This is a genomic window from Agilicoccus flavus, assembly GCF_014857905.1.
GTDB lineage: Bacteria > Actinomycetota > Actinomycetes > Actinomycetales > Dermatophilaceae > Agilicoccus > Agilicoccus flavus.
The window spans coordinates 91,901-108,962 of sequence record NZ_JACYXE010000005.1 but is presented as its reverse complement, the minus strand read 5'-3'; the positions used below and the strand labels follow the sequence as shown (position 1 = coordinate 108,962).

At 74.4% G+C, this 17,062-nt stretch carries 15 protein-coding genes; 7 read left to right on the top strand and 8 right to left on the bottom strand.

Annotated elements, in window-relative coordinates; all coding sequences use genetic code 11:
* Positions 1-109: 109 nt before the first annotated feature.
* Complete coding sequence (locus tag ICW24_RS09225) at positions 110-484, top strand: RNA-binding S4 domain-containing protein (RefSeq protein WP_226345433.1); 375 nt, start codon at positions 110-112, stop codon at positions 482-484.
* 137 nt (positions 485-621) lie between these two features.
* Here ICW24_RS09225 and gdhA read toward each other — a convergent pair whose 3' ends face one another.
* Together gdhA and ICW24_RS09215 are read right to left on the bottom strand one after the other, a co-directional pair.
* Positions 622-1,968, bottom strand: a complete 1,347-nt coding sequence (gene gdhA, locus ICW24_RS09220; protein ID WP_226345432.1) for an NADP-specific glutamate dehydrogenase — start codon at positions 1,966-1,968, stop codon at positions 622-624.
* Positions 1,969-2,097: 129 nt separating this feature from the next.
* Positions 2,098-2,736 (bottom strand): MerR family transcriptional regulator, encoded by a 639-nt coding sequence (locus ICW24_RS09215; RefSeq protein WP_226345431.1) that lies wholly within the window; start codon positions 2,734-2,736, stop codon positions 2,098-2,100.
* 78 nt (positions 2,737-2,814) lie between these two features.
* On the opposite strand from ICW24_RS09215, the gene ICW24_RS09210 reads away from it, so the two are divergent.
* Positions 2,815-3,372 carry a DUF4188 domain-containing protein gene (locus ICW24_RS09210; protein ID WP_226345430.1) on the top strand — a complete coding sequence of 186 codons (558 nt, stop codon included), beginning with the start codon at positions 2,815-2,817 and terminating at the stop codon, positions 3,370-3,372.
* On the opposite strand, the gene ICW24_RS19700 is transcribed toward ICW24_RS09210, so the two are convergent.
* The 5 genes from ICW24_RS19700 to ICW24_RS09185 form a co-directional block, all read right to left on the bottom strand.
* Complete coding sequence (locus tag ICW24_RS19700) at positions 3,350-4,453, bottom strand: Gfo/Idh/MocA family protein (protein ID WP_226345429.1); 1,104 nt, start codon at positions 4,451-4,453, stop codon at positions 3,350-3,352. The two genes, ICW24_RS09210 and ICW24_RS19700, sit on opposite strands and share 23 nt — an antisense overlap.
* 134 nt (positions 4,454-4,587) lie before the next feature.
* Entirely contained in the window at positions 4,588-5,499 is a 912-nt protein-coding gene (locus ICW24_RS09200; RefSeq protein ID WP_226345428.1) for a sugar phosphate isomerase/epimerase family protein, read from the bottom strand.
* Positions 5,496-6,575: a Gfo/Idh/MocA family protein gene (locus ICW24_RS09195; RefSeq protein ID WP_226345427.1), complete on the bottom strand. Its 1,080-nt coding sequence runs from the start codon at positions 6,573-6,575 to the stop codon at positions 5,496-5,498. The genes ICW24_RS09200 and ICW24_RS09195 overlap by 4 nt, the downstream gene beginning before the upstream one ends.
* Positions 6,572-7,414: a sugar phosphate isomerase/epimerase family protein gene (locus tag ICW24_RS09190; protein WP_226345426.1), complete on the bottom strand. Its 843-nt coding sequence runs from the start codon at positions 7,412-7,414 to the stop codon at positions 6,572-6,574. The genes ICW24_RS09195 and ICW24_RS09190 overlap by 4 nt, the downstream gene beginning before the upstream one ends.
* Before the next feature lie 391 nt (positions 7,415-7,805).
* Positions 7,806-8,135 carry a hypothetical protein gene (locus ICW24_RS09185; protein WP_226345425.1) on the bottom strand — a complete coding sequence of 110 codons (330 nt, stop codon included), beginning with the start codon at positions 8,133-8,135 and terminating at the stop codon, positions 7,806-7,808.
* Positions 8,136-8,472: 337 nt separating this feature from the next.
* On the opposite strand from ICW24_RS09185, the gene uxaC reads away from it, so the two are divergent.
* The 5 genes from uxaC to clpB all read left to right on the top strand — a co-directional run bounded on the left by uxaC (position 8,473) and on the right by clpB (position 16,548).
* Positions 8,473-9,885: a glucuronate isomerase gene (uxaC, locus tag ICW24_RS09180; RefSeq protein ID WP_226345424.1), complete on the top strand. Its 1,413-nt coding sequence runs from the start codon at positions 8,473-8,475 to the stop codon at positions 9,883-9,885.
* Positions 9,882-11,327 carry a mannitol dehydrogenase family protein gene (locus ICW24_RS09175; RefSeq protein ID WP_226345423.1) on the top strand — a complete coding sequence of 482 codons (1,446 nt, stop codon included), beginning with the start codon at positions 9,882-9,884 and terminating at the stop codon, positions 11,325-11,327. The genes uxaC and ICW24_RS09175 overlap by 4 nt, the downstream gene beginning before the upstream one ends.
* On the top strand, positions 11,324-12,868 hold the full coding sequence (locus tag ICW24_RS09170; RefSeq protein ID WP_226345422.1) for a gluconokinase: 1,545 nt from the start codon (positions 11,324-11,326) through the stop codon (positions 12,866-12,868). The genes ICW24_RS09175 and ICW24_RS09170 overlap by 4 nt, the downstream gene beginning before the upstream one ends.
* A 281-nt stretch (positions 12,869-13,149) precedes the next feature.
* Positions 13,150-13,758 (top strand): hypothetical protein, encoded by a 609-nt coding sequence (locus tag ICW24_RS09165; RefSeq protein ID WP_226345421.1) that lies wholly within the window; start codon positions 13,150-13,152, stop codon positions 13,756-13,758.
* A 162-nt stretch (positions 13,759-13,920) separates the two neighbouring features.
* Positions 13,921-16,548: an ATP-dependent chaperone ClpB gene (clpB, locus tag ICW24_RS09160; RefSeq protein WP_226345420.1), complete on the top strand. Its 2,628-nt coding sequence runs from the start codon at positions 13,921-13,923 to the stop codon at positions 16,546-16,548.
* A 177-nt stretch (positions 16,549-16,725) separates the two neighbouring features.
* Here the strand turns inward: clpB and ICW24_RS09155 are convergent, their stop codons facing one another.
* Positions 16,726-16,926 (bottom strand): hypothetical protein, encoded by a 201-nt coding sequence (locus ICW24_RS09155; RefSeq protein WP_226345419.1) that lies wholly within the window; start codon positions 16,924-16,926, stop codon positions 16,726-16,728.
* Positions 16,927-17,062 lie beyond the last annotated feature (136 nt).

Below are 17,062 nucleotides of genomic sequence, written 5' to 3'. Positions count from 1 at the left end.
GGGGGTGTCGAGCACGGGCGGGCGGCGACGAGTCTGTGCCGTCCTTGCCTCCAGGCTAGGCCGGGGGCGCGTCGTCGGCGCGGGCGCGGGGGCCTCCTACGCTGGGACGATGACCGAACCGGGCAGCGTGCGCGTCGACGTGTGGTTGTGGTCGGTGCGCGTCTTCAAGAGCCGGTCGCAGGCCACCGCCGCCTGCCGGGCGGGTCACGTGCGCATCGGCGGCGCGGGCGTCAAGGCGTCGGCGCCCGTGCGGGTGGGCGACCGGGTGACCGTGACGGGCGGGCCCTACCCGCGCATCCTCGTCGCGCGCACCCTGCTCACCAAGCGCGTCGGTGCCCCGATCGCGGCCGCGGCCTACCTCGACGAGTCGCCCCCGCCCCCGCCGCGGGAGGAGCGGCCCGCCGTCGTCGCCGCCCGCGAGCGCGGCGCCGGCCGCCCCACCAAGCGCGACCGCCGCCGCCTCGACCGCCTCCGGGGGAACTGACCCCGGCCGCACGTTCCGGGGTGCGCGCGGACGTCACGCAGCTTCGGGGGGCTTGCCGGGCCGGCCCGGGCCGGTCGGGGCCTGTCGGGGCCCCTCCTCCCGGGCGGTCCCGGCGGCCGGGAGGTCCGGACCCGCCCTCAGATGACGCCCATCGCCACCATCGCGTCGGCGACCTTGATGTACCCGGCGAGGTTGGCGCCGACGACGTAGTCGCCCTCGTGGCCGTACTCCCGGGCCGTCTCGACGCACTGCGTGTGGATGGTGCGCATGATGTGCCGCAGCCGTTCCTCGGTCTCCTCGAAGGTCCACGAGTCGCGGCTCGCGTTCTGCTGCATCTCGAGCGCGCTCGTGGCGACGCCGCCCGCGTTGCTCGCCTTGCCCGGTCCGAACAGGACCCCGGCCTCGCGGAACACCTCGACGGCCTCCGGCGTGCACGGCATGTTCGCGCCCTCGGCGACGAGCCGCAGTCCCCCCGCGACGAGGCGCGTGGCGTGATCGGCGTCGAGCTCGTTCTGCGTCGCGCAGGGCAGGGCGATGTCGCAGGTCACGTCCCAGACCGAGCCGCCGTCGACGTGATCGACCCCCTTCTCGGCGGCGTACTCGGTGAGGCGGCCGCGGCGCTTCTCCTTGAGGTCCTTGACGAGATCGACGTCGATGCCGTTCTCGTCGACGACGTACCCGCCAGAGTCGGAGCAGGCCACGACGGTGCCCCCGAGCTCGTGCACCTTCTCGATCGCGTAGATCGCGACGTTGCCGGACCCGGAGACGACGACGCGGCGCCCCTCGAAGTCCTCGCCGTGCGTGCGCAGCATCTCCTCGGCGAAGAAGACGGTGCCGTAGCCGGTGGCCTCCGTGCGCACCTGCGACCCGCCCCACGACAGGCCCTTGCCGGTGAGGACGCCGGACTCGTAGCGGTTGGTGATGCGCTTGTACTGCCCGAAGAGGTAGCCCAGCTCGCGCCCGCCCACGCCGATGTCGCCGGCCGGGACGTCGGTGTACTCGCCGAGGTGGCGGTACAGCTCGGTCATGAACGACTGGCAGAAGCGCATGACCTCGCCGTCGGACTTGCCCTTGGGGTCGAAGTCCGACCCGCCCTTGCCGCCGCCGATGGGCAGGCCCGTGAGGGCGTTCTTGAAGATCTGCTCGAAGCCGAGGAACTTGACGATCGAGACGTTGACGCTCGGGTGGAAACGCAGCCCGCCCTTGTACGGGCCGAGGGCCGAGTTGAACTCGACCCGGAACCCGCGGTTGACGCGGACGCTGCCGGCGTCGTCGACCCACGGCACCCGGAAGATGATCTGGCGTTCGGGCTCGCACAGGCGCTGCAGGACCGACCACTGGGCGTAGTCGGGTCGCTGGTCGGCGATGGGGGTGAGGCTGTTCATCACCTCGAAGACGGCCTGGTGGAACTCGCGTTCGCCGGGATTGCGGGCGAGGACCTCGTCGAAGGCGGGGCGCAGGGTGGGGTGGAGTCGCTCGTCCATGACCGACAGCATGCCAGCGCGGCTGCGGTCGAAGGGGCGTCGCGTCCGCGCGACGAGGGCGTGGGCCCGGACGCGCTGCACCGCGGGCCCCGTCGCCCGACCGCCCGCCGGGGGCGTCGCCGCCTCGGGTCAGGACGGCGGCGTCTCGCGGCTGACGGCCACGTGCTGGTGGGCGAGGCGGCGCAGCGCGGCGAGGACAGGGTCGACGAGGACGGTCCCGAGGACGACCTGCCGGACCGCGGCGGCGGGTTCGCGCGGGACGGAGGCGACGTCGACCTCGGCGACGGTCTCGGTGGCGTCGGCGTAGGCCGACATGCGGGCCTCGTCCACGCCGATGCCGGCGGCGTCGCACGCGTCCCAGGCGGCGTCGAGGTCGTCGAGGACGGGGTCGCGGGGGTCGATGCGCCAGCCGCGCGCGGCGGCGAAACGTCGGGCGCGCGACGGCGAGTCGGGGTCGAGCTCGCCGGGGGCGTCGTCGATCTCGACGAACGCCTCGCCGAGCAGGGACCGCTGGGCCGCCCCGAGGATCCCGACGCGTTCGACGTCGGGCTCCGCGATGGTCGCGAGCACCCGTCGGATCGTCGCGAGGTCGAGGCCGCCGACGTCGCCGAGCGCGCGGACGAGCCGGACCCGCTCGACGTGGGTTTCGTCGTAGTCGGCCTGGGTCCGGGAGCGGACCGCTCCCGGGTGGAGCAGCCCCTCCCGCAGGTAGTACTTCAGCGTCGCGACACTCACGCCCGTCGCCTCCGCCAGCGCAGAGATCCGCATCGGTCATCACCCCTTGACATTGGATAGTACCGCTACCCAAGATTGGATAGTCACAGTATCCAGTAGGAGGAGTCGACCGTGTCCGCTCAGTCCCCGCAGCGCAGCCCCGACGCCGCCCCGCACGCCCCCGCCACGCACGCGCACGACGGCGGGCTCGTCGTCTTCCACATCGGGATGACGATACGCAAGCCGCACCGCCCCGACCTGTGGTGGCCCGTCTTCGTCGCCATGCCGAGGATGATCGCGGAGCTGTCCCGCAACAAGGCGGCGGCCGCGCGCGGCGAGGCCGACGACCTCGGCTTCCTCGGGGCCTCGACCCTGGTGGGCGGGTCCGGGCCGTGGGTCGTGCAGTACTGGCGCAGCGTCGAGGACCTCTACCGCTACGCGCACGCCGCCGACCACGCGCACCTGCCCGCCTGGCGCGCCTTCAACCGGGCCGCCCGCACCCACCCCGGGGCCGTGGGCATCTGGCACGAGACGTTCGTCGTGCCGCCCGGCGGCGTCGAGACATTCTACGGTCAGGGCGCCCGCACCGGGCTCGCCGCCGCCACGGGCACGATCGAGGCGGGCCGCCGCGGCCGCGACGCCCGCGAACGGCTGGCGGCCGGCGCCGTCACCGGTCCCGGGGGTCGATGAGCCCCGAGGCGGCGTAGACCTCGCGCAGGGCGGCCAGGGAGGGCAGGGCCGCGTCGGGGTCGATCCAGAACGGCTCGGGGTCGGCGAGCCGGGCGTGGAAGTCGACGATGAGGGCGCCGTGCGAGGCGCCCCAGTAGGCCCGCGCGCCGTCGACGGCTGGCTCGGCCGCGAGCTCGATCGCCGCACCGGCCGCGGCCGGGTGCCAGGTCAGGGTGCCGTCGTCGATCCGCAGCGCGCCGCGGGTCGTGCCCACCTCGAGGAGCACGGGCGCGTTCGAGGCGTGCAGGTTGGTGGCGGTCAGGGTGCTGCGCAGCCCGCCCGGGTGGAGCAGCGACATCGCCGCCGTGTCCTCGACCTCCACGGGCAGCCCGTAGGTGGCCGCGTGGCCGGCCACCTCGAGCGGGGGGCCGAGGAGGAGGCCCAGGAGGTCGATCGTGTGGATCGCTTGGTTCATGAGCACGCCGCCGCCCGACCCGGCCCACGTCCCGCGCCACGGCGCGGCGGCGTAGTACTCCGGGGTGCGGTGCCACCAGAGCCCGGCCCGCGCCCCGACCGGTGACCCGAACTCGCCCGAGGCGAGCGCGTCGCGCAGCGCGAGGGTCGTCGCGTTGTACCGGTTCTGGAGGCACACGCCGGTCTTCCTCCCCGCCGACGCGTAGGCCGCCCGGGCCGCGTCCGCGAACGCGCGCGCGGCCGCGAGGGTGGCGTCGAGGGGCTTCTCGGTGAGCACGTGCGCGCCCGCCGCCAGCGCGTCCGTCCCGACGAGTCCGTGGGTCGCGTGCGGGGTGCACACGTGGACGACGTCGGGGCGGACCCGCTCGAGGAGTTCGCCGTGGGAGGCGAACCCCGGCACGCCGAGCCGCTCCGCGACCTCGGCGCACCGGGCCGCGTCCGTGTCGCACACGGCGACGAGATCGGCGTCGGGCAGGTCGGCGATCGCCGCAAGGTGCAGGGCGCTGATGTCCCCGAGGCCGACGACCGCGACGCGGCGCCGGGGGTGCGTCGACCTCGCCGCCGACGGCGCGGGCTGCTTCGACCGATCGGTCGGCACGCCGGCGGCCGCCTCGGAGCGGTCGTCCACGGACCGCCCGGTCCGACCGATCGGTCCGGCGCCGGACGTGGCCGGGGCGTCCGCGTCGCCGGCGACGCCCTCCTCGGTGGGTGTGGTACCGGGCGCGCCGGCGGGACCCGAGGCGGGATCCGGCCGCCCGGGGCTCACGCGGCCCCCAATCGGGCGACGGCCCACTCGTGGGCCATGCGCGCCGACTCGTACCGGCTCTCGACGCTGGGCACGTCGACCTCGATCATGATGTCGCCGTCGAAGCCCGCGGGCAGGGCGGCGAGGAAGGCGGTGAGGTCGACGACCCCGAGGCCCGGCTCGGCCCAGAGCCGCCGCGTGGCGCCGACGGCGTGGTAGTCCAGCGTCGGAGTCCCGCCGAGGTGGTCGGGGAAGACGTCCTTGACGTGCACTCCCACGACCCGGTCGGCGTACTCGCCCACGAGGGCGGCGGGGTCGGCGCCCGCCCAGGCGAGGTGGCCGGAGTCGGGGGCGAACCCGATCCGCTCCGCCCCGAGGGTCTCCAGCACGTGGCGGGTCTCGGCCTCGGACTCGACGAGGCTCCCGACGTGCTGGTGCAGGGCGGGGAAGAGGCCCTCGCCGCGCAGGACGTCGCACACGGCCGCGAGCCCGCGGGTGGTCGCCTCGATCCGGCGGGCGTCGAGGTCGGCGCCGCGGGTCGACGGGGGAGCGGCGGTCCGGTCGGGCGTCATGGGGGCGATGACCATCGTCGCGGTGTTGCCGAGTTCGAGCTGGTCGGCCGCGAACCGGCGGAGGCGGTCGGCCCCGCCGGGGGCCGGCGCCGCGTCGGTGCCCGCGCCACCGGCCGGGTCCTCGTCGCGCAGCGGTGCCATGACGGTGCTGATCGCGGGCTCCAGGCCGTACGACCCGATCCACTCGCGGTAGCGCGCCGCCGACATCCCGTCGGGCACGTCGGCCTTGACGGCCCGGATGCCGATGCGTCGGTAGTCCTCGAACGCCTCCTCGAACACCTCGGGCCGCTTGTCGACGCCGTCGGGGCGCGCCCAGTACGGGATGGGGTTGACGGCCACCCGTGCGGCGGCGCTCACAGCCGCACCGGCGCGCCGGTGCGGGCGCTCTCGTAGACCCCGCAGATGAGGGCCACGCTGCGCCGGTTCTCCTCGAGGCCGACGACGAGCGGTTCCTCGCCGCGGCGGGCCGCGAGGATGTTCTCGTACTGCCACACGTGGGCCTGCGACAGGGCGGAGGGGTCGGCGCCCGCGGCGCGCGGCGGCGGCGAGGACGCCTCCGGGTGGTCGGCCGCCTGGTTGCCGGCCCGGCTGCCGCCGTAGTCGGGGCCGTCGAGGTCGACGCCCGCCGGCGTCACGTGCAGGAAGGTGAGCGCGTCGTCGTCGATGACCGCGCTGCCGCGCGAGCCGTGGACGTGCAGCCGCGCCGACAGGCCGGGGTACACGGCCGTCGTCGCGTGCAACACGCCGAGCGCGCCGGACTCGAAGCGGACGACCCCGACGGCGGTGTCCTCCACCTCGATCCGCTCGTGCGCGAGGGTGGCCGTGTAGGCCGTGACCTCGACCGGGCGCCCGAACGCGGCCACGAGGAGATCGACGGTGTGCACGCCCTGGTTCATGAGGGCGCCGCCGCCGTCGAGCTCCCACGTGCCGCGCCAGTTCCCCGAGTCGTAGTATCCCTGGCTGCGGTACCAGTCGATCGAGGCGATCCCCGAGACGAGGGTGCCGAGCTCCCCGGCGGCGATCCGGTCGAGGAGCAGCCGCGTCGAGGGGTCGAAGCGGTGCTGGCTGATGACGGAGACGAACCCGCCGCTCTCGTCGCGCGCGGCGATGACCTCGTCGATCTTGGCCGGGGTGATCTCGGCGGGCTTCTCGACGACGACGTCGCGCCCGGCGCGCAGTGCCTGGATCGTCAGCTCGCCGTGCGTGCCGGTGGGGGTGCAGACGGCGACGAGGTCGGTCTGCGCCTGCTCCAGGGCGCTGCGCAGGTCGGGGAAGGTGCGCGCGCCGCGCGGGCCCGCGACCTGCTCCGCCCGCTCCTCGACGGGGTCGACGACGGCGGCCAGCTCGATCGCGCCGCCCAGTTCGTCGACGACGTTGCCGTGGTGCCGGCCGATGACGCCGGCGCCGACGATGGTCAGGGTGGGGGTGCTCATCGGTACTCGATCCCTTCCTCGCGCAGGATGCCGACGAGCGCGGCGTGGGCGCGGCTCCACTCGTCGGCGCCCGAGAACCCGCCGAAGCTGTCCTGGGTGGCGAGGTGCGGTTCGAGCGAGAGGAAGCCGTCGAAGCCGTCGGCGGCCAGGGCGCGGATCGTCTCGCGGACCTGACCGTCGCCCTCCCCGGAGGGGACGACCTCGCCGGAGCCGGCCACGGCGTCCTTGAGCTGCAGGTAGACGACGTGCGGGCGCAGGGCCGCGTACCCCTCGTCGAACGGGCGGGCCACGCCCACCTGGACGAAGTTCGCCGGGTCCCAGGTGAGGCGGTAGGCCGGGTCGGCGACTCTCTCGATGAGGTCGAGGCAGCGCACGGGGGTGTCCCCGTAGATCTCCTTCTCGTTCTCGTGCAGCAGCGTCACCCGCGACCCGTAGGGGTGGTCGTGCGTGGCCTGCGCGAAGGCCCGCGACCGGGCGATCACCTCGTCGCGATGCGAGGCCGGGTCGTCGCCCTCGGGCACGAAGAAGGAGAAGAGCCGGATGAAGGGGGCCTCGAACTCCTCCGCCACGTCGAGGCAGTGGCGGAAGCGCGCCAGGTGGGGCTCGAACGCCTCGGTGATGCCGATCTTGCCGATGGGGGAGCCGATCGAGCTGACGGCCAGCCCGTGCTCGGCGAGGATGCCGCGCGCCCGGGCCCGCTGCTCGGCGTCGAGGTCGAGGACGTTCACCCCCCACGCGCTGCGGAACTCGAGGTGACTCAGCCCCAGGTCGCGCACGTGCGCGCACTGGGTCGCGAAGTCGGGATCGATCTCGTCGGCGAAGCCGGACAGGGTCCACATGCTCGCCACGTCATCACGGCTCGGCCCGCCCGGGGGAGGGGTTGCCACGAGTTGCCACCCGCGTGCGGCCCGAGCGTCGATCGGGTCGCCGCGACAGAGTCGCCGTCGGCGTGACGGGGGAGGCCTGTTCCGGGCCACGGGTCCCAGGTGCGACATCGACCTGCTCCCCGTGTCGCGGTGAGCGCTGTTCGGTCGTGTTCGGTGCCCGCCCCTGCCCCGATCTGACCCCGAGGCCCGGGCCGGGGACGAGGCCGAGCGCCGCTCCGCGTCACGTCGACGAGGGCGGGGTCCCCCATGACGGCGGAAAGGCCCCGCCGATCGACCGTCCCCCTGGCTCGGTTGTTCGGCGGGGCCTTTCGGCGTCGCGCGCCCGTCTCGGCGCGGCTCGCGCTCAGGCCTGCAGGGCCGCGTCGAGGGCGCTGAGGCCGGCGAGGGCGGCGACGCGCTCGTCGATCTCCTGGGCCAGCGTCCACTCGACCGAGCGCTCGCCGCACGTGGGGCAGGCGGCCAGGTCGGCGGCGTCGTCGCCCGGCAGCGGGCCGGCGCCGTCGGACAGGCAGGTCGCGCAGCAGCCGGAGGCCATGACGTACTCGAGGGCGCGGGCGTCGGCCCACTCCCGCGAGACCAGCTCCGGGGCTCCGAAGGACATGAGGGCCAGGAGCTCGGCCTGAGTGGTGACGGTGTTGGTGACGGTGGTCGTGGTGGTCGCGGTGGCGTTCATGGTGTGTCCCCTGTTCGGTGTCACCGGAAGCCCCCTGCCTCCGGGTCGTGCTCGGTGTCGCGTTCCGCTGGGTCGGTTCCCGCCGGACACCCCTCTCATCGGCGTCCAGGACGGCTGTATCAGTCTTTCGTCCAGAAAAACTTGGTCGGTTGTCCTGCATGGCGGATCCCGCTCCGCGACAGGCGGATCGGCAGGAGGGGCGTCGTGGCGGGACCCCTCGCCGCCCCGGATCCCGAGTCGAGTGGGACCACGGCAGGGGCCTGAGCGCGCGCCGGTGACGCCGCAACATCCGGCAACCGATTGGCCGCGCCGACGCCCGCCGACGACGATGCGGGGCATGACGGCTCCGCTGACGCTCCACCCCGACCGGCTCCTGCCGCCCGACCCCGGCACGCGGGAGGTGGCGCGGCGCTTGTACGAGCACGTGCGCGACCTGCCGATCATCTCCCCGCACGGGCACGTGCCGCCGGCTTGGATCGCCCACGACACCCCGTTCCGCGACCCGACGTCGCTGCTCATCACCCCCGACCACTACGTCAACCGGCTCATGCACGCCTCGGGGGTGCCTCTGGCCGACCTCGGCGTCGGGCAGGGCGACCTCGACGAGGCCGCCTCCCGGCGCGCCTTCCGGCTGCTCTGCGAGCACTGGGGCGTGTACGCGGGGACGCCGGTCCGGTACTGGCTGGAGGACGAGTTCGCCGGCATCTTCGGCATCGACGAACGCCCGGACGCCGACAACGCCGACCGCCTCTACGACCGGATCGCCGCCTGGATCGCCCGCCCCGAGAGCCGGCCGCGGGCGCTGCTCGAGGCGTTCGACATCGAGGTCCTCGCGACGACCGACGACCCGCTCGGCGACCTCGCCGACCACGCGGCCATCGCCGCCGACCCGGCCGTGCGCACCCGGGTCGCGCCGACGTTCCGACCCGATCGGTTCCTCGAGCCCGGCCGCCCCGACTGGAACGCGCTCACCGACGCCCTCGCCAAGGCGGCCGGCGCGGACACCGGCGACTGGGCCGGCTGGGTCACCGCCATGGAGAACCGCCGCGCCCACTTCCGGGCCCACGGCGCCGTCTCGACCGACCACTCCCACGCCGACCTGCGCACCGACGTCCTCGACGACGCCGAGGTGCGGCGGGTCTACGCCGCCGCCCGCGCCGGGAGCGCGACCCCCGCGCAGCACCGCGCCCTGCAGCGGCACATGCTCGCCGAGATGGCGCGGATGAGCTGCGACGACGGGCTGACGATGACGCTGCACCCGGCCGTCGCCCGCAACCACCATCCCGGGACGTTCGAGGCGTACGGCGCGGACGTCGGCGTCGACATCCCCACGGCCGTCGAGGCCACCCGGGCCCTGCAGCCGCTGCTGGCGCGGTACGGCACGCATCCGAACCTGAAACTCGTCGTGTTCACCATCGACGAGACCGTGTACTCCCGGGAGCTCGGCCCGCTCGCCGGGTTCTACCCCGCCCTGTACGTCGGCGCGCCGTGGTGGTTCATCGACGCGCCCGACGCGATCCGCCGCTTCCGCCGGGCCGTCACCGAGTCGGCCGGGTTCACCCGCACGAGCGGGTTCATCGACGACACCCGCGCGTTCTGCTCCATCCCCGCCCGGCACGACATGGCGAGGCGCCTCGACGCCGGACACCTCGCCGAACTCGTCGTCGACCACCGACTCGCCGAGGACGAGGCCGCCGACATCGCCCGCGCCCTCGTCGTTGACCAGCCCCGAAAGGTGTTCAAGCTGTGAGCCCCACGACGTCCCGCCGCCTGTCCCGCGCCACCGACGGCCGCCGCGCCGCCCCCGTCCGCCACGTCCACCTCGGCGCCGGCAACTTCTTCCGCGCCCACCAGGCCTGGTACACGCAGCACGCCGGCGACGCCGGCGAGTGGGGCATCGCCGCGTTCACGGGCCGCTCCCCGGCCGTCGCGGAGGACCTCGCCCCCTCCGACGGCCTCTACACCCTCGCGATCCGCGCGGCCGACGGCGACCGGACCGAGGTGATCTCGTCGCTGTCCGCCGTCCATCCCGGCGACGACCTCGAGGCGTGGCGCGGCCACCTCGCCGACCCGGCGGTCGTCCTCGTCACGAGCACCATCACCGAGGCCGGCTACCGCCGCGGGCCCGAGGGTGGCCTCGACCGCGACGACCCCGAGGTGGCCGCCGACATCGAGGCGCTCGCCGCCGACCCGCGCGCCGACGTGCGGACCGCGCCGGGGCGCCTCGTGGCCGGGCTCGCCGCGCGCCGCGCCGCCGGCGCCGGCCCCATCACCCTCGTGCCGTGCGACAACGTGCCCGACAACGGCGAGATGGTCCGCGCCGTCGTCCTCGACCTCGCCGACGCGGTCGACGAGGACCTCGCCGCGTGGATCGACGAGAACATCGCCGTCGTGACGACGATGGTCGACCGGATCACCCCGCGGACGACGGACGAGGACCGCGCGGCCCTCGCGAGTGGCGGCGAGGTGGACGGAGACGCGGCCGGCGTCGTGGGGGGCGGTGAGGGCGGGGGCGTCGACGACCCCGCCCTCGTCGTCACCGAGCCGTTCACCGAGTGGGTGCTCGCGGGCGAGTTCGCCGCGGGCCGGCCCGCCTGGGAGGACGCGGGCGCCCGCTTCGTCGACGACATCACCCCCTTCGAGACGCGCAAGCTGTGGCTCCTCAACGGCTCCCACTCGCTCATGGCGTACGCGGCGACGATCCTCGGCCACGCGACCGTCGCGGACGCGATCGCCGACCCGCAGGTGCGCGGGTGGGTCGAGGCGTGGTGGGACCTCGCCGGCGGCCATCTCGATCTGCAAGCCGACGAGGTGAACGCGTACCGCGCCGCCCTGGTCGAGCGGTACGAGAACCCGCGCATCCGCCACCTGCTCGCGCAGATCGCCTCCGACGGCAGCCAGAAGCTGCCCATCCGGATCGTGCCCGTCCTGCGCGCCGCCCGCGCCGCGGGGGAGCCGACGACGGCGGCCTCCCGCGTCGTGGCCGCGTGGCTGCTGCACCTGCGCGGCGTCGGCGCGCCCGTGACCGACCCGAAGGCCGACACGCTCGCCCCGCTCGTCGCGGGCCCGCTGCGTCAGGCCGCCTCGGCGGTCGTCGCGCACCTCGGCTTCGACGGCGAGGACGCGCGCGCCTTGTCGCAGGAGGTGTTCGCCCTCGCGGAGGAGCTGAACGGGAGAGAATCGGCGACATGAGCGAAGACGACGTGGTCCTGCCTCCCGCCGAGGTCGTCATCGGCCTGGACGTCGGCACGACCGCCGCGAAGGCGTCGGCGTTCGGCATCGACTCGTCCTGGCGGCACACCGTCGTCCGCGAGTACCCGCTGCTGCACCCCAAGCCCGGATGGGAGGTGCAGGACCCGCAGGTCGTGCTCGCCGCCGTGATGGCCTCCCTCTCGGAGGCCGCGGAGGCGGCCGGCGGCGCGAAGGTCGTCGCCATCTCGCTCAGCTCGGCGATGCACGGGCTCATCGGCCTCGGGCCCGGCGGTCGCCCCCTGACGCCGCTGCTCACGTGGGCCGACTCGCGGGCCGGCGACATCGCCCGCGAGCTGCGCGCCGACCCCCGCGCCGCCGAGCTGCACCGCGTGTCGGGGACGCCGGTTCACTCGTTCTCGCCGCTGGCGAAGCTCATGTGGTTCCGCCGGAACGAGCCCGAGCTGTGCGCGAAGGTGACGAGCTGGATCGGGCTCAAGGACTGGATCATCCAGGCGCTGACCGGCACGCTCGCCACCGAGCTGTCGTGCGCGTCGGGCACCGGCCTGCTCGACCTGACGACCCGCGACTGGAACCCGACCGCGCTCGAGCTCGCCGGCGTCGAGTACGAGCAGCTCCCGCCCGTGCTGCCGACCACCTCCGCGCTCGGGCTGAGCCGGTCCGTCGCCGCCCGCATCGGGCTGCCGACGGCCACGGGGGTGGTGCTCGGCGCCGGCGACGGACCCCTCGGCAACCTCGGCACCGGCGCGCTGACGCCCGGTGTGGTCGGGCTCTCCCTCGGCACGAGCGGCGCGCTGCGGATGGCCGTCGACGGGCCGGTCGTCGACCACGGCGGCGGCCTGTTCTGCTACGCCCTCACCGAGCAGACGTGGGTCGTCGGGGGCGCCGTGAGCAACGGCGGCGTCGTCGTCCGCTGGTGCGGCGACGTCTTCGCTCGCGACCTGCTCAAGGCGCGGGCGGGGCAGGAGGACGCGCATGTCGACGCCGAGCTGCTGTCGATGGCGCGTTCCGTGCCCGTCGGGTGCGACGGGCTCGTCATGCTTCCGTACCTGCTCGCCGAGCGGGCCCCCCTGTGGAACCCCGACCTGCCGGGCGCGTACCTCGGCGTGCGCCGCTCGCACACCCGCGGCCACTTCGTGCGCGCCGCCATCGAGGGGGTCGCGCTGCAGATGTCGACGATCCTCGACGACCTCGACGCCGTCCACCCCGTCGAGTCCGTGCGCGCCACGGGCGGGGTGTTCCGCTCCGCGCTGTGGCGCGTCGTGCTCGCCTCCGCGCTCGCCCGGCCGCTGACCGTCACCGGTGGGGCGGAGGGCTCGGCCCTCGGCGCCGCGGCCCTCGCGCTGTACGGGCTCGGCCGCGCCGACTCGCCGCTGGCCGGCCTCGCCCTCCTGCCCGCCGGGCAGGACTCGGAACCCACGATCGCCTCGCAGGCCGACGTCCGCGCCTACCGCGAGCTGCGATCCCGCGTCGTCGCCCTGTCGGAGTCCGTCGCCGAGGCGGTGACGATCTTCGCCGGATGACGGGCGGGCCGAGAGACGGTCCCGAGGATCGAAGAACCGTACGGACGACATGGATCGCGGTGTGCGCGGACTCGCACCCCGGTGACCTGGGCCGATGGGATCGGCGCCGCGGTCGATGTCGTCCGTACGGATCTTCCTCCCGGGAGACGTCGCGGGCCGGGTGGTCCGGCGCGCCTGCGGGTGCGGGGGAGTGGCGGGGGGTCGAATGGGTACTGTCCCAGCGTTCCCGACCTCTCCCACAACCACGGCCGGCCCTCGGCCGGACCGACGAAGGAGTAGCCATGGCCGTCCTCGGCGTCCTGCTCATCCTCATCGCCCTCATCGTCGCCGGAGCCGGCCTCTGGGTGGCGTCCTCAGCGGGGGCGCAGGCCTCGACCGTCGAGATGTTCAACAACACGCTCTCCCTGACCCCGCTGACCATGATGCTCATGGGTGCGGCGGCCGTGCTGCTCCTGCTGCTGGGCATCTGGCTCATGACGTCGGCCGGCAAGCGCCGCTACCGCACCCACCGCGAGCGCCGCGACCTCGAGAAGCAGCAGCGGGCGCAGGAGAAGGAGCTCGAGAAGACGCGCGCCGAGCTGGCGAAGAAGGACCGCGCCGCCGACCGTCACGACGAGCGCGCCGTCGGCCACGACGACCGCGCGGTGGGTCGCGGCGACCACGACCTGCGCCGCGACGACCACGCCGTGGGCCGCGACGAGCGGGACCTGCGCCACGAGGAGCGCGTCGTGGGTCGCGACGACGACCGGATCGGCCACGGGGCCCGCGAGGACGGCACCTACGACCGCGGCGCCCACTCCGGCGGCCTGCGCGAGGCCGGCGGGTCGGGCCTGACCCGCGAGGAGGAGGTCCGCCGGGCCGCCGAGCGTCGCCGCGACGGCGGCATCTGACCGGTTCCCCCAGCGATGCGCCGCCCCCTGCCACCCCGGTGTCAGGGGGCGGCGTGCGTTCGATGAGCAGGGCGGATGACCCAGAGTTGAGCGGAATAGACGCAACTTCGAGCCGGTTGTCCTGAGCAGACATCATTCCGACGGACCAGGAGCCGCCCCACCATGAACCTTCAGCTCACCACGAAGGCCCAGGAGGCCTTCTCCGCGGCGACCCGTTCGGCCGCCGCGGCCGGGCACCCGCACGTCGAGCCCGCCCACCTCCTCCTCGCGCTCACCGAGCAGCCCGAGACGACGACCGGCCCGCTGCTCGACGCCTCCGGCAGCTCGCTGCTCGCCGCGCGCCGCGCCGCCGAGGCCGCCCTGCGCAAGCTGCCCAGCGCGCAGGGGTCGTCGATGACCCAGCCCACGCTGTCCCGCTCCGGCCTCACCGTGCTCGAGCAGGCCCGCCAGATCATGGAGTCGATGGGCGACTCCTACGTCTCGACCGACCACATGCTCCTCGCGCTCGCGCGCACCGGCGAGTTCGGCCTCGACGCCGAGGCCATCGACCGCCTCGTCCCGCAGATGCGCGGCGGCGGCAAGGTGACGACCGAGAACCCGGAGGACCAGTTCAACGCCCTCGCCAAGTACGGCACCGACCTCACCCTCGCCGCGCGCGAGGGCAAGCTCGACCCCGTCATCGGCCGGGACGACGAGATCCGCCGCGTCGTGCAGGTGCTCAGCCGCCGCACGAAGAACAACCCCGTGCTCATCGGCGAGCCCGGCGTCGGCAAGACGGCCGTCGTCGAGGGGCTCGCGCAGCGCATCGTCGCCGGCGACGTGCCGGAGTCGCTGCGCGACAAGCGCCTCATCGCGCTCGACCTCGGCTCGATGGTCGCGGGCGCGAAGTACCGCGGCGAGTTCGAGGAGCGCCTCAAGGCCGTCCTCACCGAGATCCGCGAGTCCGAGGGCAAGGTCGTCACGTTCATCGACGAGATCCACACGATCGTCGGCGCGGGCGCGACCGGCGAGGGCTCGATGGACGCGGGCAACATGATCAAGCCGCTGCTCGCGCGCGGTGAGCTGCGGCTCGTCGGCGCGACGACGCTGGACGAGTACCGCAAGCACATCGAGAAGGACGCCGCGCTCGAGCGACGCTTCCAGCAGGTCTACGTCGGGGAGCCGAGCGTCGAGGACACCATCGCGATCCTGCGCGGGCTCAAGGAGCGGTACGAGGCGCACCACAAGGTGGCCATCGCCGACTCCGCGCTCGTGGCGGCCGCGACGCTGAGTCACCGCTACATCCAGTCGCGTCAGCTGCCCGACAAGGCCATCGACCTCGTCGACGAGGCCGCCTCGCGGCTGCGGATGGAGATCGACTCCTCACCCGTCGAGATCGACGTCCTGCGTCGCCAGGTGGACCGCCTCAAGATGGAGGAGATGCACCTCGCCCGGGAGACCGACGAGGCGAGCATGGAGCGCCTCGACCGGCTCCGCGCCGACCTCGCCGACCGCTCCGAGGAACTCGCCGGGCTCACCGCCCGGTGGGAGGCCGAGAAGGCCGGACTCAACCGGGTCGGCGACCTCAAGGCGCAGCTCGACGAGCTGCGGATGACGGCCGAGCGGCTCCAGCGCGAGGGTGACTTCGCGGGCGCGTCCCGGGTCCTCTACGGCGAGATCCCCGAGCTCGAGAAGCAGCTCGCGGCGGCCTCGTCCGAGGCCGGCGACGCCGAGTCGGCCGCCGGTGCCGCGGGCGAGCCGATGGTCTCCGACGAGGTGGGCGCCGACGACATCGCCGACGTCATCTCGAGCTGGACGGGCATCCCCGCCGGCCGCCTGCTCCAGGGCGAGACCGAGAAGCTCCTGCACATGGAGGAGGTCCTGGGTCGGCGGCTCATCGGGCAGGCCGACGCGGTGCGCGCCGTCAGCGACGCCGTGCGCCGGAGCCGGGCCGGCATCGCCGACCCCGACCGGCCGACCGGCAGCTTCCTCTTCCTCGGCCCGACGGGCGTCGGCAAGACGGAGCTGGCGAAGTCGCTCGCGGACTTCCTCTTCGACGACGAGCGGGCCATGGTCCGCATCGACATGAGTGAATACAAGGAGAGGCACAGTGCGGCACGCCTGTTGGGCGCGCCGCCCGGGTACGTCGGCTACGACGAGGGCGGTCAGCTCACCGAGGCCGTCCGCCGCCGGCCGTACTCGGTCGTGCTGCTCGACGAGGTCGAGAAGGCGCACCCCGAGACGTTCGACATCCTCCTGCAGGTGCTCGACGACGGGCGCCTCACCGACGGCCAGGGCCGCACGGTCGACTTCCGCAACGTCATCCTCGTCATGACGAGCAACCTGGGCAGCCAGTACCTCATCGACGCGACGCTGACGCCGGAGGCGAAGCACGAGGCGGTCCTCGCCACGGTGCGCGGGGCGTTCAAGCCGGAGTTCCTCAACCGGCTCGACGAGACCGTGGTCTTCGAGCCGCTGAGCACGCAGGAGCTGGCCCGGATCGTCGAGCTGCAGGTCGACGCGCTCGCCGGCCGGCTCGCGGCGCGCCGCATCACCCTCGAGGTGACCGAGCCGGCGCGCGAGTGGCTGGCGATCACCGGGTTCGACCCCGCGTTCGGGGCGCGGCCGCTGCGCCGCCTCGTCCAGCGCGAGATCGGCGACCGGCTCGCCCGGGCGCTGCTCGCGGGGGAGGTGCGCGACGGCGACCACGTCACGGTCTACCTCGACGCCGCCGCCGACGCGCTCAGCCTCTCACCGGTCCCGCAGGACGGGCCGGAGGACGGCCCCGTCGCCCTCACCACGGGCGACTGACTGCGTTCGACCGACGCTGCGTGACCGACGCTCCACAGAGAAGCTGCCCGCCGGGACCCGGCGGGCAGCTTCTCCGCGTTCCGGGCCCGCCGCACCGCACCGACGCGAAGGGCCGCACCGACGCGGACGTCCCGCGCGCCGGGCTGCCCCGCTCGCTCGTGCGGCCCGGAGCCCGTGTCACCGGGCGACGGAGACGACGACTCGAACCCGGGGGTCGTCGCGGAGCGAGACCTCCCGACAGCCGGGCCCGGGCACGGTGAACCCGGTCGGCCCCGGCCCCGGGATCCCCGAGGTCGTGGGGGCCAGGTCGACCCGCCCCGTGCCCACGGTGCCCGCCACGCCGACGACGTCGATCGTGGGCAGAACGCGACGCCCCACCCGGACCGGGACCTTCGCGACCCTGGTCCCGTCGTCCCTGGCCTCGAACGACGACACGTCGTCCGGCCCCCGGAACGAACCGATGAAGGTGTCTGCCGTCCCCGACCCGCGGGTGATGCCGACGCGGCCGGCCTCC